Here is a 25761-nt window from a genome sequence, read left to right on the forward strand (position 1 = left end):
CTAACACGTGTACGCTGAACAAGTCCGATCAGTTCGAACCTGAACCGCCTAACCAGCGTAGCGGCCACGGAAAGCGATGTCGACTCTCTTGCTGTGTTGCCTGTGCAATCCGTTCCTGAATGGTTTGACGTAAAGTTTGTCCTTCACCATCCCAGATTAACTGGGTCAGAATGGGTAACGCTTCCGTTACGTCATCGACAGCCCAGATAAAGAACTGCTCATCCGCAACCGCCTGTTGCAGCTCCTGCGCCAGGCTAAGATGACGGACGTTGGCAGAAGGAATAATAACTCCCTGTTTGCCGGTCAGCCCACGCTGTTGGCAAATAGCAAAGAAGCCTTCAATCTTCTCATTAAGTCCGCCAACCGGCTGTACACGACCAAACTGATCGACAGAGCCGGTAATAGCGATACTCTGGTTAATAGGTACATTAGCCAGCGAACTAATCAATGCGCACAGTTCGGCCATGGAGGCGCTATCCCCATCCACTTCACTGTAGGACTGTTCGAAGGTCAAGGAGGCAGTGAAGGGGAGCTGTTGCTCAAGTTCCAGCTCGGACATCAGGAACGCCTGCATAATCATCATGCCTTTTGCATGAATATTGCCACCCAGCTCGGCCTTGCGCTCTACGTCAATGAATTCGCCGTCACCAATATGTACTACACAGCTGATGCGCGAAGGTTCGCCAAACGCGCGCGGGTGACCCGGAAACTCGATGACGGACAGGGCGTTGATTTGCCCAACGCACTCGCCTTCGGTCTCGATCAGAATCTGTTCCTGAAGAATTTCGTCCTGGATGCGTTCAGCAAGATAGCCTTCTCGCCACAGACGACGCTCCAGCATGGTATGCATCTCTTCAGCGCTTATCTCGTCACCTTCACAGTATGCAGCGGCTTCACGAAGCTGACGGGCAATCCAGAGCACGCAAAGGGGCAGAGTTTCCTGATCTCCTGTATAACGAGCGCCTTCCTGAATCAGCAGTGGCCAGGCATTTTCTGCCGGTCCCGGAAGCTCAAGCTGCCGGGCATTTTGCCAGACCCATTGACACCACTGTTTCAGCGTATCTGCATCAGCGATCTGCAGATTATCTTCATATTCGCTGTAGATAGCCTGTGTGGAAAGCTCGGGCTCCATTTCCTGGAAATCAGCAAGTGATTCCCGCTCGCCGACCAGAATAACTTTCAGGCTGAGCGGCATGGAAGGAACGCTCACCGGAAGAGGGCGGGACTCATCAAATGACAACCAGTCAAAGCGCTGACGGGTCACCATATTTTTTAGCCGCATCCACAGCAGCGGCTGGGCCAGTAAGGCGCGCAGGGAGAGAATCAGTACACCGCCGTTAGCGCGATGGACAAGGCCTGGTTGTAAAGTGATTTCACCATTAAACTGGCGCAGGCAGCCAAAGAGTTGCTCAGCTTCTACCCAATCAGCAGATTCAACCGGAGCAATGCTGGCAAAGTTATCTTCTGTTGTTTGTGCCGGCGAGAGTGAGACCTTTGCGCCATCAACCTGATAGCGTACACCGCAGAGTGACGGTGATGGGTGGTGTAAGGTTCGCGCTTCGTGCGCTAACCACTGCAGATACTCCGGCTCTTCCGGGGCTTTAACCAGCATGAATGGCGAAATAGCTGGCGTGAGCAAAAGCTGCTCCAGGGCGTAGAATAGACGAGGCTGCAGTTCGCCTGAGAGGGATGCCTCTGCCTGAGCTAAATCGGCTTGTGCAAACAGCGCCTGATAACTTTCCGTATCAGGAGCGAGATCGTTTCGGGTAAGTTTCGTAATGGTCAAAGTCGCTGTTTTTTAGTCAGATGTAAAACGCGCGATTATACATTATGCGAGGTCAGAGCACACGGGTGATTGCGCTTAACGCGGTGATATCGAATCTACCAACATCACGAAAGATGATTTATTCTCAGCACATCAACAAAAAACTGATATCCTGAAATGAGTTACACGGTCACATTGAGATCGCAATGAAATATCAACAACTGGAAAATCTCGAAAGCGGCTGGAAATGGGCATATCTGGTAAAAAAGCATCGGGAAGGTGAACTGATTACCCGCTACATTGAAGCCAGCGCTGCACAAGCTGCGGTAGAGGTATTGCTGACGCTCGAAAATGAACCCGTGCTGGTGAATACCTGGATTGAGCAGCATATGAATCCAGGGCTGGCGAACCGCATGAAGCAGACTATTCGTGCCCGACGTAAGCGTCATTTTAATGCGGAGCATCAGCACACGCGCAAGAAGTCTATCGACCTTGAGTTTATGGTCTGGCAACGTCTGGCTGGCCTGGCGCAGAGGAGAGGTAAGACTCTGTCAGAGACTATTGTGCAGTTGATTGAAGATGCTGAGCATAAAGAGAAATATGCCAGCAAAATGTCCAGCCTGAAGCATGATCTACAGGTGTTACTCGGTAAAGAGTGAGCAGATGCCAGATGGACATCTGGCTGTTGGGACTTATTCGATTCTGGTTTCGTTGTATAACGTTAGCCCAAAAAAAACCCCGCAATGCGGGGTTTTTTCATTAACGGTATAACTTAAGCCTGCGGCTGAGTTACGACGTCTTTGTAGCCTTTAACTTCGATTTCTACGCGACGATCCGGACCCAGGCAGTCGATCAGAGCTGCACGAGCTTTCACGTTGTCACAGGTGTTGCCAGTAACCGGGTTGGATTCACCCATACCGCGAGCAGAGATTTTGCTGGACGGGATACCTTTGGATACCAGGTAATCAACAACGGACTGAGCACGTTTCTCAGACAGCTGCTGGTTGTAGGCATCAGAACCGATACGGTCGGTATAGCCCAGAACAACTGCGGAACCATCTTTAGGATCCATGTTGCTCAGCTGGGTGTACAGCTGATCCAGAGCCTGCTGGCCTTCTGGTTTCAGAGTAGATTTGTTGAAGTTGAACAGAACGTCAGACTTCAGGGTGAAGTGCTTAGTAGTCACTTCTGGAGCCGGAGCCGGAGCCGGAGCTACAACCGGAGCAACATCTTCCTGACCGAAACGGTAGGAAACACCCAGGCTCAGCATGCCGTTATCAGGACGGGTACCAACGGTGCCAGCGTCGCCGATGTTGTTAACCCACTGGTATTCCAGACGAGTTGCGATGTCACGAGTAACAGCCCACTCTAAGCCGCCCGCGAATACCGGGGAGACACCAGTGTCGTGTTCGCTACGAGAAACGCCGTTAGCATAGTTGCCTTTGGAGTCAGCGCGCCAAACCATACCACCCAGACGGGTATAGATGTCCAGATCGTCAGTGATTGGGTAACCCAGTTTAGCAGTCAGCTGAACGCCCTGAGCTTTGAAAGCACCGTTGTTTACGCTGCCTTTATAAGCCATGCGGCCCAGCCAGTCATAACCCATCTCGAAACCGAGGTACGGGTTAACCTGGTAACCACCAAACGCACCAGCACCCAGCTGATCGTTACGAACCGGACCATTGTTGCCTTTGAAACCGTTACCGTAGAAACCGGTGTCGTGATACTGGGACCAGCCCAGTTTAGCACCTGTATACCAGGTGTTATCTTTCGGAGCGGCCTGCGCTACGGTAGCGAAGCCAGCCAGTGCCACTGCAATCGCGATAGCTGTCTTTTTCATTTTTTGCGCCTCATTATCATCCAAAATTCGCCATGAAGTTTCAAAAGACCTCACGGTTAAATCCTTCACCCGGGGCGTGACTTGTTGTTAACTATGCTGATACATGCAGCGTAAGCCGATCACCCCTGGCGATGTAAAGTCTACAACTTAGTTCGAAACTTACAAGTGTGAACTCCGTCAGGCATATGAAAAAAAAGGGTTGTGTACACAATGTTTAATAAATAGGGTGGGTATTCATCAACCCTGAAAAAGTCGCGAACCCGCATCAGACAAGCATTTTAACAAAAATACCTCTCATGAAAGCCTGCCCAACGTCAGGATAAAAAAAAATCCAGGATTAATCCTAAACTCACTCAATGATAAAGATTTGAGTGAATTTTCAGCCCCGAAAGTTGTCTGCCAGGCTGATTAGTCCTTCTCACCGGGCGCATAATGAAGCCCATCGCGTGACCCTCTTCAGCAGCGGCAACCAGTCGTTCATGTTCTTCAACGCTGAGTTCATCTGATAGCCAGCCAATGACTACGCTGTAATTTCCGGTTCGCAGGGATCGAACCATTGACTCCAGGGTGTCAGAAGGGGAGAGCTGGCTGATCTGCATAACTTTTGATAGCGGCAGACCGGAAGACTGTACCCACTCACGGCTCAATTTCTGCTGCGGAGTAAGCCAGAGCTGCCAGCGCGATTGCTGACCAAGCTGCTGTAATAAAGGAAGCAATAGCAGCTGGGTCATCATAGGCTGATCTTCTCTATAAACTATTTCACTGATCAGCCCGTTTGCTGGCTGTTCGGCAGCGTCATGAGAGCGACGATGTACTGAAGTAGAAGTCAGTTGTGAACGATTTGCATGAGCTGATGTAAACATAGTCTATCCCGCCTGTGTGTTACTGTATGCATATACAGTATATGCGGTAGGCGGAAAGATCAACCAGATTTTATCTCTGGATGAATGAAATTTGTACGCTTCATTGAGTGAACATGAACTGAGAATGGCTCACGACATTGCGTGCATAATGTGAATTCATCCCACCGCTATTTTTTCTTAACTAAATTGTCTGTATTAATTTTTGTCTTAACCATACGAGCGCGGGTAATGATACCTGGATTCCTCTATCTTCTTGTGTTCAAAATAAATTGAGCATTTTGCCTTTACAGACTTTGACTTCATAAAGACGCTATTTTCTGAAAGCGGCTCGCAAAAAAACAAACTGATTAAAATAAAGAGATAATTCATGTTGCTGCACAAAGGGAAGTCACTTATTTTCTTTAATAACGGTTCCGTTAACAAATTTGTGTCTTATTTACATGATTAAGAAAGGAATAATCATGAAGAAACTTGTATGTCTCAGGATCCATCAGTTTCGGGCGTGTTTGTCTCCATTAGGCAAAATAAGCTGCCGTCCCCTGTTTGGCGGCTATAGCCTGGCGATAGATAATACCGTTTTCGCCATGATGGCAGAAGGTGAAATCTATCTTCGGGTTTGCGAGCAGAGCGCAGCGTACCGCGTAGCACATAAAACCCCGCTTTTGAAGATGCATAAGAATGGCCGTCTGGTTTCGCTAAAGTATTATCATATAGATGAAGAACTCTGGCGTGATAGCAAAATGCTTTTTCATTTATCATCCCTTTCATTACAGACTGCTCGTAATGAAAAACATCGCCAGCGCTACTCAGGGAGATTAAAAAACTTACCCAATATCAGTTTTCATATGGAGCTACAGCTGATTAATTCCGGCATCACAGATGAATTAATGCTGCGTAGAATTGGGGCCAAAGAAGCCTGGCTGAGGTTACGAAAAATGAATAAAGCGCTGACGGTTAATGTTCTTTATGCGTTAGAGGGGGCACTTGCCGGCGTACATGCGGCCACGCTCCCAACGCAACAGCGTCAGGAGCTTGAGGAGTGGGCGGCAGAACAGGTGCAGAGGATTGAGGTTTACTCTGGTTGAATCTCAACCTGGCGCTGAAGCCGACAAATTTCAGGTAACAGCGCCAGTAGCAGTCCGATTTGTTGCAGAACTAAAGGCTCTTTACTGTCGGCTCGAGGATCGAGATGCTGAATTCGGGTCTGCAGGCTTGTTAAAGCTTGCTGTACCCGTTGCTCATCGGCCGGAGAGTGGTGCAATACGTCATCAACATAACAAACGGCATCGTCCAGCAGCGCCAGGATATCTGGCGTTGCCAGCTTTTCCCTGTGGGCTCCAAGAGCGGAAATATAGCTGGTAAAAGTATGATTCAGGCACAGCAATCGAAAGGCGGTCTCTCGCATTTGTGCATTGGTTTTTGGTTCTGTAGATAAGTTTGATACTACGGATGCTAATTCACCATCCCTGCTGTGCGCCGCTCTGCGCGCTATACGGTAGGCAAGACGGTTATCGCGTCCCTGGTGATATTGCTCAAGTATGGCATCTAAATAGCGGCAGTTGGCGTTGATTGCTTGTTCAAGAACGCGCGGTAGGTTGCGGAATTTCCAGTCCGGCCAGATAAAACTTACTGCAGCCCATGCAATAGCACAGCCGATCAACGTGTCAATTATACGCGGTAGGGCAACTTCGAATCCTTCACCCAGCAGGTTAAAGCACAACAAAACCAGCAGGGTAATAAACATTGTCGCATGCGCGTACTGCACATTACGGAAAGCGAAGAACAGCACGCCGGTCAGAACAATTAAAACCAACTGCCCTTCAACGGATGGAACGAGGAGCAGCACTGGAAGGCCTACCGCCACTCCAACCAGCGTCCCGATTATCCTTAACGCCAGACGGTGACGGGTGGCGTTATAGTTTGGCTGGCAAACAAACAGGCTGGTCAGCAATATCCAGTAACCATGGTTCAGGCCGGTCAGTTGGATAAAAGCATAACCTGCGCACAGCACTAGCGACATTCGGACCGCATGGCGAAACAGGGCTGACTCCGGGGACATATTGCTACGTAAGCGCAGCCAGATATCGCTGAAACCATTTGGTTGGTCGTCTGCCAACAGATTTTCCGTGCTGTTGTTCGGCGCAACGGTGGTCTGGACTGATTCAATGGTTGCCAGCTGAGCGTCAATTGCCCGTAAATTATTGAGCAAAAAGCCCAATGCTTTGATCTGCTCCGCAGGAGCTCCGCTGGCTTTCACGCGATCGAGCGCGGCGTCGAGATGCATAAAAGCACGTTCAAAGTGAGTGTCGTGCAGGTAGGGTTCCCGTAGCAGGATCGCGCGAGACAGTTTATGGCAAGCCTGCGCCTGCATTGACAACATACGCTGAAAGCGGAACATCACGTCACTGTAGCGAAAATGTTCGCGCAGCGTTTGGTACTGAATATGCGAGGAACTGGCGCGCTCGTGGATATCCTGCGCCACAAAGTAGTATTGTAAAGTCCGACGAGTGCCGCGCTGACCGCGGTCCCCGCGCAGGCGAGTCAGGAGAGAGACTTTAGTTTGGTTAAGCGTAGTGACCAGCTGGCCGTTCGCTATTGCCAGGTCGTACAGCGGTGCCTGGCTTTCATCTTCTAAATCCGGATCGAACAGGCGTGATTTTAGTTCCAGGTAGTGAGCCAGCTGCTCGTAGCTACGAGCCAGGTTGTCCTGAAGGGGACGAATGGGGAAAATAAGATGCCCGGCGAGCGTGAGTAAGTTGTACCACACCGCTCCTGCCAGTAAAAATAACGGCTGGAGATACCAGTGGCTGTAGAGCGTCACCCCTAACATGGTATAGATGGCGATTAATAACGCGCCAAAGGCGATTGTCGCATAGCGCTGTCCCAGTCCACCGAGCAAAATAAAACCTATCGTGGAAGCGGTTAGTCCTGCTGCGAATAACCAGGGCCAGGGGAAGAGCAGTTCCACTGACGCTGAAGCAATAAAAAAGCATACGAGGGTGATAGCCAGATTACGCAGACGTCCTGTCAGGCGGTCATCAAGGTCGGTCAGCGCTGCGGCAACAACCCCAAGCGTTAAAGGGATCGTTAGTTTTACTTCACCGAGCCACCAGGGAAATGCGGTCGTACCGCAGAGTGCGATAAATATTCTGATGTTATACAACCAGGCGCTGTTCCAGGTATAGCGGTGTAGCAGGGGGCTAAGCATTTCTCTGTTCCATTCAATTACTGAAAGCGGCGGCGCGCATTAGCTTCGCGAGCGGCACGAGCAGTCTCGACGGAAACGACTCGACGGCCTACTGGCCATAGGGCAATCGCGGCGATTTTAAAATTGGCGATACCAACCGGGATGCCGATGATGGTCAGACACTGTGCGATTCCGCAAAAGATATGCATCAGACAGAGCCACCAGCCAAAGAAGATAAACCATAAAATATTCAACAGGGTCCCACCTGCGTTTAACAGGCTATTCTTTCCCTGAGGATCGAGTTCATCGACATGCACGGCTTCATTACCATAAGGAAGAAGAGAGAGTTTTGTAATTTCCCAGCAGGATCGGGTGAGGGGCAGAGTGAAGATCAATACAATGCTGACCAGCGTTGCCAGAAGCCAGCCGAGCGTGGTGGCGAATCCGCCGAGGATAAAGTTTAAAATATTCAGAACGGTACGCATAAACCCTCTGGTTAATTCCGTAGATAATAAGTCCCGGCTATTGTAGCGTTTTTTACGCTGGAGCACCCGGTCGCTGGCGGTTAAACTGAAAAACATCCAACCTGATTGAAATTCGACATTATATGGAACTTAGAGCGACAACATTGGGCAAACGCATGGCTCAGCATCCTTATGATAGGGTGCAACTTCTTAATGCCGGGGTAAAGGTTTCCGGTGATAGTCATGAATATCTTATACCTTTCAATCAGTTATTATCAATTCATTGCAAGCGTGGCCTGGTGTGGGGAGAGCTGGAGTTTATCCTTCCCGGCGATAAAGTTGTGCGTTTGCATGGTACCGAATGGAACGAAACCCAGCGTTTTTATCATCATCTCAACACCCTCTGGCAGCAGTGGAGCGCGGAAATGAGCGATATTTCTGCTGATGTGCTTCGTCAGCAGCTCGCTGAAGTGGCTCGTTCCAGCGCAGACGGGAAATGGTTAACGCGTCAGCAGGTGGCTGATATTCAGATAAAAATACGGCATGCCTTAAGTGGATTACCAGTGCCAACAAGCCGACTTGACGCATTTGATAACTGCCGAGAGCTATGGCGCCAATGTCAGAGTTGGTTAAGTGATACTGAAAAAGCCAGGCTTGAGCATAATCGAAAATTTACTGAGTCAATGCTGGAGCAATATCGTGGTTTTTTTGCGGCAGTTGAATCATCGCCGTTGAACCCAGCTCAGGCAAGAGCAGTGGTGAACGGCGAGCGTTCATTGTTAGTTCTGGCTGGAGCCGGTAGCGGTAAGACGTCGGTGTTAGTGGCGCGTGCTGGCTGGTTATTAACGCGCGGTGAAGCAGCGGCAGACCAAATTTTACTGCTGGCGTTTGGAAGGCAAGCCGCGCAGGAGATGGATGAGCGCATCCGTGAGCGCCTGGGTACCGAAGAGATCTCAGCGCGAACTTTTCATTCTCTCGCTCTGCATATTATTCAGCAGGGCAGTAAGAAAGTCCCGATGATTAGTAAGCTGGAAAGCGACAGCGCTGCGCGGCAAAAACTCTTAATACAGAGCTGGCAGCAACAGTGCCAGGAGAAAAAAGCGCAGGCGAAAGGCTGGCGACTATGGCTGGAAGAAGAAATGGACTGGCAGATCCCCGAGGGAGATTTCTGGCAGGATAAAAAGTTGCAGCGCCGTATCGCCAGCCGCCTCGATCGCTGGGTTAGTCTGATGCGTATGCACGGCGGCTCTCAGGCCGAAATGATTGCCGGAGCTCCTGAAGAGGTTCGCGATCTTTTTGGCAAGCGCGTCAAGCTGATGGCTCCTTTACTTAAAGCGTGGAAAACCGCGTTAAAAGATGAAAATGCCGTCGATTTTTCCGGCTTGATTCATCAGGCGATTAATATTCTTGATAAGGGAAGGTTTGTCAGCCCGTGGAAGCATATCCTGGTAGATGAGTTTCAGGATATCTCCCCGCAGCGGGCATCCTTACTTGCTGCGTTACGCCGTCAAAATACCCAAACCACGCTATTTGCTGTTGGTGATGACTGGCAGGCGATTTACCGTTTTAGTGGGGCTCAGCTCTCGCTGACGACGGCCTTTAATCACTATTTTGGTGAAGGGGACTGCTGTGCGCTTGACACTACCTATCGTTTCAACAGCCGGATAGGAGAGATTGCGAACGGGTTTATCCAGCAAAACCCGCATCAGCTGACGAAACCGTTAAATAGCCTGGCCGCAGGGGATAAAAAAGCGGTGATGTTGTTGGCAGAAGATAAACTCGACGATCTGCTTGATAAAATGAGCGGTTATGTAAAACGGGAACAGCGGATTTTACTATTAGCTCGCTATCATCATTTGAAGCCTGCGGCGTTAGAAAAAGCCGCGACGCGCTGGCCGCATCTGCAGCTTGATTTTATGACTATTCATGCCAGTAAAGGACAACAGGCAGATTACGTCATTATCCTTGGTCTTCAGGAGGGAGATGATGCATTCCCCGCACCGGCGCGTGAGTCGATTATGGAGCAGGCTTTGTTACCGCAGCCGGAGGATTTTCCTGATGCCGAAGAGAGACGATTGCTGTATGTCGCCATTACCCGAGCCCGTCTGCGCGTATGGTTATTGTTTAGTAAAGAACGGCCTTCCCCGTTTGTTGCAATGTTAGAAGCGTTGGACGTGCCGGTAGCAAGAAAGCCGTAATGACTGGCGGCATGGCCGCCAGCGTGTTTTATTTCAGACGATCCGCAAGGTAGCGTGGATAATCAGGGATCAGAATATCAACAGGATCGTTGAAGTGCGGGGACTGGATAATAAAGTCTGCGGTAGAAGCATTGGTAGCGACGGGAATATTCCAAACCGTAGCCAGGCGCAGGAGCGCTTTCACATCTGGGTCGTGCGGAACGGCATTTAGCGGGTCCCAGAAGAAAATTAAAACATCAACTTTACCTTCTGAAATCAGGGCTCCTACCTGCTGATCGCCACCCATCGGGCCGCTCAGCATTGCATGAACCTCAAGCCCGGTGGCGCGAGCGACAAGATTACCGGTAGTGCCGGTCGCCGATAGCGTGTGTTGAGCCAGCAGTTTCTGATGGCGTTCAACCCATTTCATCAGCATATCTTTACAGTGATCGTGAGCAACCAGCGCAATATGTTTGCGTGCGGGTAATGTACGTGTTGTTAGTTCCATCATCTCATTCCACATTTTAGCCTGTAGACAGATTACTGGAAGTGGTTAGCGCTGCAAGCTCCTGGATTAAAATTTTTGATGTATCCGCAGGTTAGGATGGATGGTTGGTTCAGTGGTATTAGCATACACTTGGGTTAAATAGCTGGAGGATGAAGATGAAAGAGAACGATATCGCAGGTATTTTGACCTCAACAAGGACAATTGCGCTGGTGGGGGCTAGCGACAAGCCAGACCGCCCAAGCTATCGCGTAATGAAGTACCTTCTGGAACAGGGGTATCATGTTATTCCTGTTTCACCAAAAGTGGCGGGTACGACTCTTCTGGGGCAAAAAGGCTATGCCACGCTTGCGGAAGTGCCAGAAAAAGTGGATATGGTAGACGTCTTCCGTAATTCAGAAGCGGCCTGGGGCGTAGCTCAGGAAGCTGTGGCTATCGGCGCTAAAACGCTATGGTTACAGCTGGGAGTTATCAATGAACAGGCGGCCGTTCTGGCCCGAGATGCCGGGCTTAATGTTGTGATGGATCGCTGTCCAGCGATTGAAATACCTCGATTAGGATTGGCTCGCTAAACCAAAAACCCCGCATAGCGGGGTTTTTAATGTCGATATTAATTAAGTTTTTATGTTTAGTATTTTAATTAAAACTACATCGAAACGTTTCTTTATTTTTTTATAATCACATTATCTTTGTGGTCTTGCCAGGTATCCATCAATTTTATCCTTTTCTTATTACTAAAAATCACCACCAATAGTTAATTTATTTTAAGCGATAAACCATTCGGATTTTATGGGTTATCATTTAAAATTTAGTTGATTTTTTAAAAAAATTATTGCTTTTTTTATGCATTTTATATGAATAATGTCACGGATATTTTCTGGTAAGTGAATAAGTTGATGATTAATGGTATGGGAAAATTATTATTCATAATTTTATATTTATTGTAATAACCGTGAGTAACATTTTTTATTATGCCGTTTATTAACATCTCAAAATGTAAGCTTATTATTTTAACTGCATGTAAATTATAGGTTTGTTTTTATTTCAGGATGTAAATTGCTTATTTTCCTCTTTCCTTGCGGGACTGCATGATCTGGTATATCTAATAAGATGGATGATTAAGAATTATCTCATACCTCTGACTGCGTCTTCATTTCAAGGGTGCAACCTGATGAAAAATATAAATGTTACAGCGAAAGATACTGGTGTTGAATACACCGTTGATGGTAATCAAATTAATCTCAATACGCAGTCAGTGGTTCTCCTGCACGTAAAGCGTGAAGACATTAGTTCGTATACCCGGCAAGGTAATGATCTTGTTCTAAAACTCAATAACGGTGAAACCGTTACAATTAAAAACTTTTTTGTTACGGATGAGCATGGTCAGCACAGTGATTTGGTTCTTATGGATGATGAGACCGGCGCATTGTGGTGGCTGGAGGGCGCCGGTACCGATGGGGCGCATTATTCACTGATTAGCGATCTTTCAGAGGTAATCGCTTCTGGTGGCGCAGGGCAAAGTATTGCCGGCTGGGTCATGGCGGGAGCTGCTCTGCTGGGCATTGCGGCTATGTTTGCTGGTACCTCAAATAAAGATCACCACTCCTCAGTTTCAGACAACGACTCGGATTCCGACAGTGATTCAGACTCTGATAGCGACTCAGATGCTGATGGTGACTCTGACTCTGACAGTGACTCAGATGCTGACGGTGACTCTGATTCAGACAGTGATTCGGACTCCGACAGCGACTCGGATTCTGACAGCGATTCGGATTCTGACAGTGATTCCGATTCCGACAGCGATTCCGATTCCGACAGTGACTCGGATTCCGACAGCGATTCCGATTCCGACAGCGATTCGGACTCTGACAGCGACTCGGACTCTGACAGCGATTCCGATTCAGACAGCGATTCCGACTCCGACAGTGACTCCGACTCTGACAGCGACTCCGACTCGGACAGTGATTCCGATTCAGACAGCGACTCCGATTCGGACAGTGATTCTGACTCCGACAGCGACTCGGATTCGGACAGCGATTCGGACTCTGACAGCGACTCGGATTCAGACAGTGATTCGGATTCTGACAGCGACTCCGATTCGGACTCCGACAGTGACTCGGATTCCGACAGCGATTCCGACAGCGATTCCGACTCCGACAGTGACTCGGATTCCGACAGCGATTCCGACTCCGACAGTGACTCGGATTCCGACAGCGATTCCGATTCAGACAGCGACTCCGATTCTGACAGTGACTCCGACTCTGACAGTGACTCCGATTCGGACAGCGATTCGGACTCCGACAGTGACTCGGATTCAGACAGCGACTCCGATTCTGACAGTGACTCGGATTCCGACAGCGACTCGGATTCTGACAGCGATTCCGACTCCGACAGTGACTCGGATTCCGACAGTGACTCCGATTCTGACAGCGACTCGGACTCCGACAGCGACTCCGATTCGGACAGCGATTCCGACTCCGACAGTGACTCGGATTCGGACAGCGATTCGGACTCTGACAGCGACTCGGATTCGGACAGCGACTCGGATTCGGACAGCGATTCGGACTCTGACAGCGACTCCGATTCGGACAGCGACTCGGATTCTGACAGTGATTCCGATTCCGACAGTGACTCAGATTCCGACAGCGATTCGGATTCGGACAGCGACTCGGACTCCGACAGTGACTCCGATTCTGACAGCGACTCGGATTCCGACAGTGACTCGGATTCAGACAGCGACTCGGATTCTGACAGCGACTCGGATTCTGACAGCGATTCGGATTCCGACAGCGACTCGGATTCGGACAGTGACTCCGATTCGGACAGCGATTCGGATTCTGACAGCGACTCGGACTCGGACAGCGACTCGGATTCTGACAGCGACTCGGATTCCGACAGCGACTCGGACAGCGATTCGGACTCCGACAGTGACTCCGATTCTGACAGCGACTCGGACTCTGACAGTGATTCCGACTCCGACAGCGACTCGGACTCGGATAGTGACTCGGACTCGGATAGTGACTCGGACTCTGACAGCGACTCGGATTCTGACAGTGACTCCGATTCGGACAGCGACTCCGATTCTGACAGTGACTCTGACTCGGACAGCGATTCCGACTCCGACAGCGACTCGGATTCAGACAGCGACTCCGACTCTGACAGTGACTCCGACTCGGACAGCGACTCGGATTCAGACAGCGACTCGGACTCTGACAGTGATTCCGACTCCGACAGTGACTCTGACTCCGACAGCGACTCCGATTCTGACAGTGACTCCGATTCGGACAGTGACTCCGATTCGGACAGCGATTCGGACTCCGACAGTGACTCGGATTCAGACAGCGACTCCGATTCAGACAGCGATTCGGACTCTGACAGCGACTCGGATTCTGACAGCGATTCCGACTCCGACAGTGATTCGGATTCTGACAGCGATTCGGATTCTGACAGTGACTCCGATTCTGACAGCGACTCGGACTCCGACAGCGATTCGGACTCCGACAGTGACTCGGATTCGGACAGCGACTCGGATTCTGACAGCGATTCCGACTCCGATAGTGACTCGGATTCCGACAGTGACTCCGATTCGGACAGCGATTCCGATTCTGACAGCGATTCCGACTCTGACAGCGACTCGGATTCGGACAGCGATTCCGACTCTGACAGTGATTCCGACTCCGACAGTGACTCGGACTCTGACAGCGATTCGGATTCGGACAGTGATTCCGACTCCGACAGCGACTCGGATTCTGACAGCGACTCCGATTCTGACAGTGACTCGGATTCAGACAGCGACTCGGATTCCGACAGTGACTCCGACTCTGACAGCGATTCGGATTCCGACAGCGACTCCGATTCTGACAGCGACTCGGATTCAGACAGCGATTCGGATTCTGACAGTGACTCCGATTCGGACAGCGATTCTGATTCTGACAGCGATTCTGACTCCGACAGCGATTCTGACTCCGACAGCGATTCGGATTCTGACAGCGACTCGGATTCTGACAGTGATTCCGACTCTGACAGCGATTCGGATTCTGACAGTGACTCCGATTCGGACAGCGATTCTGATTCTGACAGCGATTCGGATTCGGACAGCGATTCGGACTCTGACAGCGACTCGGATTCTGACAGTGATTCCGACTCTGACAGCGATTCGGATTCTGACAGCGACTCGGATTCGGACAGCGATTCCGACTCCGACAGCGACTCGGATCTTCCGCAGGCCAATGCGGATATCAATACCGCGCTGATCTCTGAGGATCATGACAATCTCACGGGGGTAAACGGGACGATTACCCAGCTGACCGGCGTGAACTTGCTGGGAACGGTCGATGTTTCGCTGCTGAGCGGGAATAACTTCGACTTCACCGTCGCGAGCGGCACGACGCAGGATGTGGTGCTGGATATTTCCGGCGGGACAACGCTGAGTTCAGCGGCGCTGATCAACACGCTCCTGCTTCTGCTGGGCGGGACGGACACCTTCCAGGCCGATCTGGCGGTGGTGAATACCGCGACCGGTGAAGTGGTTGCGCTGGCGTCGAATGCGGTGACTATCACGGCAGGCGGGGTCAGCCTGGATTACAGCGGCAGCGCCAGCTTCAGCGACCTGCCGGAAGGCAGCTATACGGTCGTGATTTCGTCGCCGACGAATACCGGACTGCTGCCGACGCTGGTGAACTTCCTGGCAAATATCAGCGTCGCGACGGCGGTGGATGTGGCGGTAACCGACTCTGTCGGATACGAGTCCGCGACTATCAGCGGTAACGTCCTGCAGACGGATGCCGGCGGGGATGTCGGCGATACCGGGACGGGGATTACTGTGACCAGCGTCATTGCGACGTCGGTGCCGGGGGCAACGGCGGAGCCGGTCAGCTCGGGCGGCACAATAATTCACGGTGCCTACGGTACGCTGGTGATCTATGCTGACGGCAGTTACACCTATTATGCGACCGGCGACGCGGATTCAGTCGGTCAGACGGAGGTCTTTACCTACACGATTACGGATGCGGATGGCAATACGGCCACCACCACGCTGACCATCAATATCGGTCTGGCTGATGATACGGACAGCGATGCTGACTCGGATTCGGACAGCGATTCGGATTCCGACAGCGACTCCGATTCAGACAGCGATTCCGACTCGGACAGCGATTCGGACTCGGACAGCGACTCGGATTCGGACAGCGATTCGGACTCCGACAGCGATTCGGACTCCGACAGCGATTCGGACTCCGACAGCGATTCCGATTCAGACAGCGATTCCGACTCCGACAGTGACTCGGATTCCGACAGCGATTCGGACTCTGACAGCGACTCGGATTCGGACAGCGATTCGGACTCCGACAGCGATTCGGACTCTGACAGCGACTCGGACTCTGACAGCGACTCGGATTCGGACAGCGACTCAGATTCTGACAGTGATTCCGATTCTGACAGTGACTCGGATCTTCCGCAGGCCAATGCGGATATCAATACCGCGCTGATCTCTGAGGATCATGACAATCTCACGGGGGTCAACGGGACGATTACCCAGCTGACCGGCGTGAACTTGCTGGGAACGGTCGATGTTTCGCTGCTGAGCGGGAATAACTTCGACTTCACCGTCGCGAGCGGTACGACGCAGGATGTGGTGCTGGATATTTCCGGCGGGACAACGCTGAGTTCAGCGGCGCTGATCAACTCGCTCCTGCTTCTGCTGGGCGGGACGGACACCTTCCAGGCCGATCTGGCGGTAGTGAATACCGCGACCGGTGAAGTGGTTGCGCTGGCGTCGAATGCGGTGACTATCACGGCAGGCGGGGTCAGCCTGGATTACAGCGGCAGCGCCAGCTTCAGCGACCTGCCGGAAGGCAGCTATACGGTCGTGATTTCGTCGCCGACGAATACCGGACTGCTGCCGACGCTGGTGAACTTCCTGGCAAATATCAGCGTCGCGACGGCGGTGGATGTGGCGGTAACCGACGTGAATACCGCGACCGGTGAAGTGGTTGCGCTGGCGTCGAATGCGGTGACTATCACGGCAGGCGGGGTCAGCCTGGATTACAGCGGCAGCGCCAGCTTCAGCGACCTGCCGGAAGGCAGCTATACGGTCGTGATTTCGTCGCCGACGAATACCGGACTGCTGCCGACGCTGGTGAACTTCCTGGCAAATATCAGCGTCGCGACGGCGGTGGATGTGGCGGTAACCGACTCTGTCGGATACGAGTCCGCGACTATCAGCGGTAACGTCCTGCAGACGGATGCCGGCGGGGATGTTGGCGATACCGGGACGGGGATTACTGTGACCAGCGTCATTGCGACGTCGGTGCCGGGGGCAACGGCGGAGCCGGTCAGCTCGGGCGGCACGATAATTCACGGTGCCTACGGTACGCTGGTGATCTATGCCGACGGCAGTTACACCTATCATGCGACCGGCGACGCGGATTCTGTCGGCCAGACGGAGGTCTTTACCTACACGATTACGGATGCGGATGGCAATACGGCCACCACCACGCTGACCATCAATATCGGTCTGGCTGATGATACGGACAGCGATGCTGACTCGGATTCTGACAGCGACTCGGATTCGGACAGTGATTCGGATTCCGACAGCGATTCGGATTCTGACAGCGACTCCGACTCTGACAGCGATTCGGATTCGGACAGCGACTCGGATTCTGACAGCGATTCGGATTCCGACAGCGACTCGGATTCGGACAGCGACTCGGATTCGGACAGCGATTCGGATTCTGACAGCGACTCGGATTCTGACAGCGATTCGGATTCGGATAGTGACTCGGATTCGGACAGCGACTCGGACTCCGACAGTGATTCCGATTCAGACAGCGATTCCGACTCGGACAGCGATTCGGATTCTGACAGCGATATCGAGGCGATACCTGATAGCAATAGCCCGGATGTAACGGCGCTGGAAGGTAATCTGAACAACGTCAGCGGTACCAGCGGTCAACTGGTTGGCGTGACGTTACTCAGTACCGTGGATGTATCGCTGCTGTCGGGCAGTAACTTCCGCTTCAGCGTAGGTTCTGGAACCGTGGAGGATCTGACGGTTGCGGTGAACGGCAACTCGCTGCTGACGGCTAGCGGATTGTTGACCACCATCGTCAATCTCCTGGGGGCAGGAAATACCCTGAGTGCCGATCTGTCGGTAGTGAATACGGCGACAGGCGAAGTGGTAGCCATTGCGGCAAACAGCGTCTCTATCTCGGCGAGCCTCCTTGGTGGGCTGACCTATAACGGTACGGCGTCCTTCGCGAATCTGCCAGCGGGCGATTACACCATGGTCATCTCTGCGCCGAATAGTTCCGGCACCCTGGTGTCGCTGATCAACGCGCTAGCCGCAGCTCAGGTGGCAAGTTTCGTCAATGTTGATGTGACGGACTCCGTTGGCTACAGCGTTGGGGCAATTGAAGGAAACGTACTGGATACCACATCCAGCGGCGATATGGCGGACACTGGCACCAATATCACGGCCACGAGCGCAGTCTCTGATTCGATTCCGGGGTCAACCGCCGTAACCGTGACCAGCGCTGGCGTCAATATCACCGGTGCGTATGGGGTACTGACAATTCACTCTGATGGCAGCTATAGCTACCAGCTGACCAAAGGCGGCGCGGCTGTCGGTAAATCGGATATCTTTAGCTACACCATCACCGATGAGGCGGGGAATACATCGACGACTAACCTGACGATTAATATCGGTGGCAACATCGAACCGGCACAGGCGAATCCTGATGTTCAGGATACGGAGGTAACCTCAATATACGATACTCTCAACGGAGAAACCGGGACTATCGGGCAGCTCGTAGGGGTTTCGCTGCTGGGCAATGTCAATGTGGGTCTGCTCAATGGAAACACCTTTGACTTTGATGTCGCCGCGGGTTCGAGCGAAAAAGCGCAGCTAGCGGTTGCGGGTACCACCGGACTTAGCCTGGGCGCCGCGCTGACCACTCTGCTGAGCCTGCTGGGTGGAGCCTCGTCCTTCACTGCGGATCTCTCCATCGTTGATAAGGCTACCGGACAGGTTGTCGAAGTACTGTCCAATGCCGTCACCATTAATGTGAACGGTCTTACTCTGTCCTATAGCGGAGGCGGCTGGTCTTCATTACTGCCTGGCGGGTCTTACACGGCGGTAGTTTCATCACCGTCAACGACCGGGATCTTGAAGGCGTTGCTGGATCTCAATCTGGGAACCTTTGTTAGCGTAACCGTTACGGACTCTCTGGGTTATCACGCAGACAGCCTTGCGGGCAACGTGCTGCAAAGCGACGGTGACGGAGATGTAGCGGATACCGGGGTGAATATTAAGGTGGCTAGCGTAACCGCCACCTCGGTCAACGGATCCGAACCGGTGTCGGTAAGCAGCAGCGGAACGGCGATAGTGGGCGCATGGGGGACATTGACCATCCATAGCGACGGCAGCTACTCCTACCAGCCTAAAGGAGGAGTAGACAGCGTCGGTAAATCGGATGTCTTTACCTACACCATTACCGACAGTCTGGGCCATACCGCGAGTACCACGCTGACGATTGATATCAGCGGCGCGCCATCCCAGGCGGTGGACGACCTGATATCAATGAACGTCGCAACGGCGCTGGCTGCCGGACAGATAACGTCGTATACCTCAACCGCTCTTGCCGTGGCTGCGACCCAGGTCAACGCCAATCAGTCAACGGGGAATGTGACTAAGACGATGAGCTTCACGGTTGCGGCAGACCATGAACTGGATAACCCGACCATCACGCTTGATCTGGTGGGGACCAGCCGGGTACCACTCACTGGAGGGGTAAATGCTTCCCTCACTGGGACTATCTCAATATCGCAGATCGTGACTAATAGTGACGGCTCAACATCCATTGTGCCGGTAGATTCCAGGAGCTATACGCAGTCGATGTTTGCTCTTACGGGCAATGGAGGCGATAACGACACCATCACTTTCACCGGGCTACATCTGGCTGCGGGGAACTATACGCTGACGGTAGTGCACAATCTGACGTCTACGCTGGCAGTGACCTATAGCTCCTCGGCGACCGTCAACGGCAGCCTGGTGGACACCGACACGCACTACACAATAGCGCAGTCGGTGGCGGGCAATATCCTCAACGGTTCGGGATCCGGCGGCGTAGATGACACATACGGGGCTTATCACACAGGCTTTACCATCGCTGGTAAGAATGGTGCGGGCAACGCGGCGTCCTGGACGTTCCATAACGATGGCACTATTACCGATAATACCGGTGCGAGCGTCAGCGGGGGAAGCGTACAGGTGACCGGCCAGTACGGCGTGCTGACGATAACGGGCACAGGGGCGTACACCTACGCGCTGAAAGCGAATATTGATGTCTCTACCATGACCACGAAGGAGATTTTCAACTATACCTTAAACGATAACGGCAGCCCGGCGTCGACGGCGCACCTGACCATCGATCTGCATCCGCAGATTAGCGGCAGCATCAACGGCGACCACTACGACAGTACCGCCTATGACGATACCTTTACCTTGGGCGCCGGGGCCGACACGGTGATTTACAATCTGCTGGCCGATGACAACACCGGTGGTAACGGTAGCGATACCTGGAAGGACTTCTCGGTTGCGCAGGGGGATCATATTGATGTGTCGGCGCTGCTGGTTGACTGGGATAGTAACAGCAGTAGCCTCGGCAACTACGTCACCCTGAGCTACGTGGGGAACAATACGGTGGTATCAATCGACCGCGATGGTGGAGCGGGAGTCCATCAATCGACAACCTTAATTACGCTGGAAGGGGTACATATCAATTCGCTCAACGAGCTGATTGATACTAATAACTCTAACTAACTAGCGTTATTACCGCTGACGGCACAGGGAGGTGCCGTTCAGATTATTTTATCGTGGAGGAATGAATTCAGGCAGTAAACCGGGAGATAGCAGACTATCATTTAATAAAAATAATGATGCGGAAATTATTATATCCGTTTTTTCAGTGCGTGATTTCTGAAGGGTAGATTTGATGCGTCTATTTGAACAAAAAAGGAATGTCATAACCTGCGGCTATACAGCCCTCTTTATTTCTTTGAATCCGGTATTTTCAATTCATGCGGAAAATTCATATTTGATACCTAACGATATCAGCAGCCAGCGTTTAACCGATAACCAACAGGTTGCCGGGTATAATGATGAGGTTATTAATAGCCAAACTCGAATATCCGGCCCGCTCGATATTAAAAAAGCGGTAAAAAATGCGGTGAACTGGCATCCGTCTATTACTCAGGAGGTCAGTAAGCTTCAGGAAATGGCGCAAAAAGTTGATGTCGCGAAAGCGAAATATTACCCGCAAATTAGTGCGGGTATGAATAATGGTTATACAAACTCTTATTCCGATGCCGGATATACGCCATCGCTGGTAGTGTCGGTATCACAAATGCTGTACGACTTCGGCAAAGTTTCCAGTTCGGTCAGAGCCGCAGACTCCGGCGTGGCCCAGCAGCAGGCCACCGTGATGCTGAATATCGATCAGGTCGCTCACGACACCGCCGCGGCGGTGGTGCAGGTTCAGGGCTATCAAAAGCTGGTTGAAATCGCCAAAGCGCAGGTCACTTCGCTAAAAGAGATCGGCGATCTGATTCGTCAGCGTAACGATGCGGGAGCGTCGTCGTTATCGGACGTTGTACAGACCGATACCCGCGTCGAAGGGGCGCAATCTACGCTTCTGCAATATCAGGCATCCCTTGAACGCTGGAAAGCCACGCTCGCAACCTTTATCGGGATTGGCGGAATCGCCACGGTAACGGATGACGTTCCGCAGGGGATGGATGCCGCCTGCGCGGTATCTAAAATTGATTACCGTTCCGTTCCTTCGGTATTAGCGGCACTGGCGCAGGCCGGTCAGGCCCAGGCCCAACTGGATAACGCCAACGCGCAAATGCTGCCGACAATTTCTCTTGAACCTGAGGTGACTCACTACCTTAACGATAATTACGCCAACAGCGCGGTACTCAATAAAACGCAATATTCCGCCTGGGTTAAAGTACAGATGCCCATCTATCAGGGCGGGGCGATGACCGCCTCTCGCGATGCTGCCCAGCAGAGCCTGGCGGCGGCGAATGCGGCGATCAAAACCGCCCAGCTGGATGCCAGCCAGAAGCTGAACGCCTCCCGCGATGAAGCGGTTAATCTGGCTCAGTCACTGGGTATTCAGAAACGTCAGCAGCAGCTTGGCGAGCAAACCCGGGCGCTGTATCAGGATCAGTATCTTCAGCTCGGCTCACGCCCGCTGTTGGATCTGCTCAACGTCGATCAGGAAATTTACCAGGCCAGATTCAGCCAGGTCCTGACCGAATCACAACTGCGCTCCCTGGAGCTGGACTGTCTGTTCAGCACCGGCAAGATGCGCACGGTGTTCGCGCTGGAAAATCAAAATATCCAGGGCGTGGAGATCCGCCCATGACCCCACAAGACGAACGCGCCGGGATACCGCATTTGCTCGATTGGTCGAATGCGATTGCCTTTATTGCTAACCACTACCGACAAAGTTTTTCTCCCGGAACCCTGCATGCCGCCGCCGAATGGGCGACGCAGAAAACCCTGCCCGAGGCGCTCAGACACCTGGCGCGCCATGCCGGACTAAACTGCCAGTTTTTATCCACTACCGATCAGAACATGTCGGCCTGGCGGCTACCGTTGGTTATCCAGCTACGTGACGGGCAAATCGCCATAATTGAAAGCTTTGACGTTAATAATGCCGTCGGGGTGCGGTTTGCGAAGGAGCTCTCGCTGCTCAGCTACTGCCCGCTGGAAACCCTGCTGCCGGAAATTGAAAAGACGATAGCTTTTCGTCCGTCAGCGCCGGAAAGGGATATCCGTACCGAGAGCTATTTGACCCGCTTTCAGCCGGACTGGCTGCGCAAAATTGTGCTGAAAGACCTCCGTCCCTACATGCACGTGATGCTGGCGTCTTTCGCCATTAACGTTCTCGCGCTGAGCGGTATCCTCTTTTCGATGCAGGTTTACGATAGGGTGATCCCGGCGCAATCCTATCCTACTCTCTACGTTCTGTTCAGCGGCGTCCTGCTGGCGGCGGTCTTTGCTTTTGCGCTGAAAATTATGCGTGGACACGTGACGGATTTGCTCGGTAAACGCGGGGATATTCGCATCTCTGACCGGGTTTTCGGGCACGCTCTGCGCCTGAAAAACAGCGCGGTACCGCGCTCGACGGGGAGCTTTATTTCGCAGATCCGCGAGCTGGAGCAGGTGCGCGAAATGATGACCTCCACGATGATGACGATCGTGGCGGATTTACCGTTCTTTTTACTGTTTCAGGTGGTGCTGTTTATTGTCTCGCCGTGGCTAAGCTGGATTGCGCCAGTGGCGACGGTAATGATGATTCTTCCCGGCCTGCTATTACAGCGTAAGCTCGCGGCGCTGGCCAATAAGAACCAGCACGAAAATACCTTACGTAACGCCATTCTGGTGGAAAGCATCCAGGGACTGCCGGACATCAAAATGATGCAGGCGGAAAGCCGCTTTTTGCATCAGTGGAATAGCTATATCGCCATTACCGCGGAGTCGGGGGTTAAAACGCGCAGGCTGACCCACGGTCTGGTCAGCTGGGGAATGTCGGTGCAAAACCTGCTGTACGCCACGGTGGTGGTGGTCGGCGCGCCGCTGGTGATCAATGGCGATATCACCACCGGGGCAATGGTTGCGGCATCAATGCTCTCGACTCGTATGGTTGCGCCCATGACGGCACTATGCGGCGTGCTCGCTCGCTGGCAGCAGGTAAAAACGGCGAAGGCAAGTCTCGATAATCTGATGGCGCTGCCGGTGGAAGGAGGGCAAGACGAACCCCGGGTTCATCGCGCCGTGCTGCACGGTAACTACGAGTTTCGCCAGGCCGAATTTCGCTACGGTCTTAATGACGCCACCGTCCCGCTACGTATTAACCAGCTATCGATTAAAGCCGGAGAGAGGATCGCTATTCTTGGGCGTATCGGCGCCGGTAAATCGACTTTGCTACAGGCGATGATGGGCAACGTCGAACTGACCTCCGGCGAGCTGCGGCTGGATGATTTGAGCCTGCCGCAGATCGATCTCGCCGACGTTCGCCGCAACGCGACCTTACTGACCCAGGAGGCGCGTCTGTTCCACGGTACCCTGCGTGAAAACCTGATACTCGGGCGTCCGACGGCGACCGATGATGAAATCTTCTCGCTCTTATCCCTGTGCGGCGCGCTGGAGTTTGTGCGCAAACTGCCCCTCGGGCTTGAACACGTCATTATGGAGGGCGGACTAGGGCTTTCAGGCGGCCAGCGGCAGTCGCTTTTGCTGGCGAGAACGCTGCTACGCGATCCGAACATTATCCTGCTGGATGAACCTACCTCGTATTTCGACGAGCGAACGGAAAAAGCCTTTGTAGAACAGCTGGCGCAGTGGGTCGGTGAGCGCACGCTGATTATCGCCACGCATAAAGCGGCAGTGCTTAATATCGTCGATCGGATTCTGGTTATCCAGGACGGGCAGCTGGCGCTGGATAAACCTAAAGCTACGGTCTTTGAACAAGAGAAGGCCCGCGGTCAGGTGGTGAACATATGAACAAATCGGGCAATGACGTTTTGCCGATGATGGCTAATAACGACCCGGTGGCGCTGCTGCCGGATAGCGAAGAAGATGAGGCAAAGATCGTCAAATCGCGGCGGCTGATTTTCTTGCTGGCCGTTATGCTGTTGGTGGGGGCGGTGTGGGCGTGGTTTGCCGTTCTGGATGAAGTCTCAACGGGGACGGGAAAAGTCATTCCCAGCTCCCGCGAACAGGTGATTCAGACCCTCGACGGCGGCATTTTAACCGAGCTGAACGTGCGGGAAGGCAGTAAGGTGAAGGCCGGACAGGTGGTGGCGCGCCTCGACCCCACCCGCAGCGAATCTAATGTGGGAGAAAGCCTGGCGAAATATCGGGCTTCGCTGGCGGCGAGTATTCGTCTGACGGCTGAGGTCAACAACCAGCCGCTGGAATTTCCCGCTTCGCTGAAAGCCTGGCCCGCGCTGCTGGCGGAAGAGACCCGTCTCTACTATAGCCGCAAGGAGCAGTTGACTAAATCGACGCGTCAGCTGGATGAGTCGCTGAAGCTGGTCAACAGCGAACTGGCGATTACCGAAAGGCTGGCCAAAACGGGGGCGGCAAGCAACGTCGAAGTGCTGCGTTTACGTCAGCAATTAGCCGATATCAGTTTTAAAAAGATCGATCTCAATACCCGCTATTTTGTTGACGCGCGTGAACAGCTGTCAAAAGCCAATGCCGACGTGGCCAGTCTGGCGGAAGTGATTAAAGGGCGCGCCGATTCGGTAACCCGTTTAACCGTCCGCTCGCCGGTACAGGGGATTGTTAAAAATATCAAGGTCAACACTATTGGTGGGGTTATTGCGCCGAACGGCGAGCTTATGGAAATTGTTCCCGTCGACGGCCGTTTATTAATCGAAGCGCGGATCTCGCCTCGCGATATTGCTTTTATTCACCCCGACCAGCAGGCGCTGGTAAAAATTACCGCCTATGATTATGCCATCTACGGGGCGCTTAACGGCGTGGTGGAAACCATATCCCCTGATACCACCCAGGACGAAGCTAAACCCGATATTTACTACTATCGGGTGTTTATTCGTACTGACCACGATTACCTGGAAAATAAAAGCGGCAAACGCTTTTTAATTGGCCCGGGAATGATAGCAACGGTTGATATTAAGACCGGCGAAAAAACGGTAATGGACTATCTGGTAAAACCGTTTAATCGGGCAAAAGAAGCATTAAGGGAACGTTAATCAGATAGCTGACTCACGCTGCGGACTTACGTGAAATGCCGGGCTTACGGATTGACGGCCGTCTGCGGGCTGGTAGCCCGGACAAGGCGCGTTGAGCGCCGCCTCCGGGGAGTGTGTCGGGCAGAGATATCGGCGCAATATCTAAAACGGGTTTGTTTACAGTCTCTGAT

At 52.5% G+C, this 25761-nt stretch carries 14 protein-coding genes; 8 read left to right on the forward strand and 6 right to left on the reverse strand.

All coding sequences use genetic code 11. From position 1 onward, the window contains the following. Nucleotides 1-28 precede the first annotated feature (28 nt). Complete coding sequence (locus tag GJ746_RS09265) at nucleotides 29-1786, reverse strand: AAA family ATPase (RefSeq protein ID WP_154679934.1); 1758 nt, start codon at nucleotides 1784-1786, stop codon at nucleotides 29-31. Between the two features lie 185 nt (nucleotides 1787-1971). Between GJ746_RS09265 and matP the strand changes: the two genes are divergently transcribed. Further along, nucleotides 1972-2424: a macrodomain Ter protein MatP gene (matP, locus tag GJ746_RS09270; protein WP_154679935.1), complete on the forward strand. Its 453-nt coding sequence runs from the start codon at nucleotides 1972-1974 to the stop codon at nucleotides 2422-2424. A gap of 113 nt (nucleotides 2425-2537) precedes the next feature. Here matP and ompA read toward each other — a convergent pair whose 3' ends face one another. Both ompA and sulA read right to left on the reverse strand, forming a co-directional pair. Next, nucleotides 2538-3605, reverse strand: coding sequence for a porin OmpA (ompA, locus tag GJ746_RS09275; protein ID WP_154679936.1), 1068 nt, complete (start codon nucleotides 3603-3605; stop codon nucleotides 2538-2540). A 353-nt stretch (nucleotides 3606-3958) separates the two neighbouring features. After that, complete coding sequence (gene sulA, locus GJ746_RS09280; RefSeq protein WP_154679937.1) at nucleotides 3959-4468, reverse strand: SOS-induced cell division inhibitor SulA; 510 nt, start codon at nucleotides 4466-4468, stop codon at nucleotides 3959-3961. Between the two features lie 461 nt (nucleotides 4469-4929). Between sulA and GJ746_RS09285 the strand changes: the two genes are divergently transcribed. Continuing rightward, nucleotides 4930-5553, forward strand: a complete 624-nt coding sequence (locus GJ746_RS09285; protein WP_154679938.1) for a TfoX/Sxy family DNA transformation protein — start codon at nucleotides 4930-4932, stop codon at nucleotides 5551-5553. Here GJ746_RS09285 and yccS read toward each other — a convergent pair. After that, nucleotides 5541-7676, reverse strand: a complete 2136-nt coding sequence (gene yccS / locus GJ746_RS09290; protein ID WP_154679939.1) for a YccS family putative transporter — start codon at nucleotides 7674-7676, stop codon at nucleotides 5541-5543. The genes GJ746_RS09285 and yccS overlap by 13 nt on opposite strands. Nucleotides 7677-7693: 17 nt before the next feature. Beyond that, on the reverse strand, nucleotides 7694-8140 hold the full coding sequence (locus GJ746_RS09295) for a YccF domain-containing protein (RefSeq protein ID WP_004871560.1): 447 nt from the start codon (nucleotides 8138-8140) through the stop codon (nucleotides 7694-7696). A 122-nt stretch (nucleotides 8141-8262) separates the two neighbouring features. On the opposite strand from GJ746_RS09295, the gene helD reads away from it, so the two are divergent. Beyond that, complete coding sequence (gene helD / locus GJ746_RS09300; RefSeq protein ID WP_154679940.1) at nucleotides 8263-10317, forward strand: DNA helicase IV; 2055 nt, start codon at nucleotides 8263-8265, stop codon at nucleotides 10315-10317. Between the two features lie 28 nt (nucleotides 10318-10345). On the opposite strand, the gene mgsA is transcribed toward helD, so the two are convergent. Then, complete coding sequence (mgsA, locus tag GJ746_RS09305) at nucleotides 10346-10804, reverse strand: methylglyoxal synthase (RefSeq protein ID WP_154682675.1); 459 nt, start codon at nucleotides 10802-10804, stop codon at nucleotides 10346-10348. Between the two features lie 155 nt (nucleotides 10805-10959). Here mgsA and GJ746_RS09310 point away from each other — a divergent pair, with 155 nt between their 5' ends. From GJ746_RS09310 to GJ746_RS09330, 5 genes are all read left to right on the forward strand, one after another. Then, nucleotides 10960-11373, forward strand: a complete 414-nt coding sequence (locus tag GJ746_RS09310; protein WP_004100789.1) for a CoA-binding protein — start codon at nucleotides 10960-10962, stop codon at nucleotides 11371-11373. 599 nt (nucleotides 11374-11972) lie between these two features. After that, nucleotides 11973-20621, forward strand: coding sequence for a BapA/Bap/LapF family large adhesin (locus tag GJ746_RS09315; protein ID WP_154679941.1), 8649 nt, complete (start codon nucleotides 11973-11975; stop codon nucleotides 20619-20621). Nucleotides 20622-20793: 172 nt separating this feature from the next. Next, on the forward strand, nucleotides 20794-22230 hold the full coding sequence (locus GJ746_RS09320; RefSeq protein ID WP_154679942.1) for a TolC family outer membrane protein: 1437 nt from the start codon (nucleotides 20794-20796) through the stop codon (nucleotides 22228-22230). Beyond that, nucleotides 22227-24374 (forward strand): type I secretion system permease/ATPase, encoded by a 2148-nt coding sequence (locus GJ746_RS09325; protein ID WP_154679943.1) that lies wholly within the window; start codon nucleotides 22227-22229, stop codon nucleotides 24372-24374. The genes GJ746_RS09320 and GJ746_RS09325 overlap by 4 nt, the downstream gene beginning before the upstream one ends. A gap of 29 nt (nucleotides 24375-24403) precedes the next feature. Then, entirely contained in the window at nucleotides 24404-25591 is a 1188-nt protein-coding gene (locus tag GJ746_RS09330) for an HlyD family efflux transporter periplasmic adaptor subunit (protein ID WP_413773433.1), read from the forward strand. The last annotated feature ends 170 nt before the right edge of the window (nucleotides 25592-25761 follow it).

This window comes from Klebsiella oxytoca, from assembly GCF_009707385.1.
Taxonomy (GTDB): domain Bacteria; phylum Pseudomonadota; class Gammaproteobacteria; order Enterobacterales; family Enterobacteriaceae; genus Klebsiella; species Klebsiella oxytoca_C.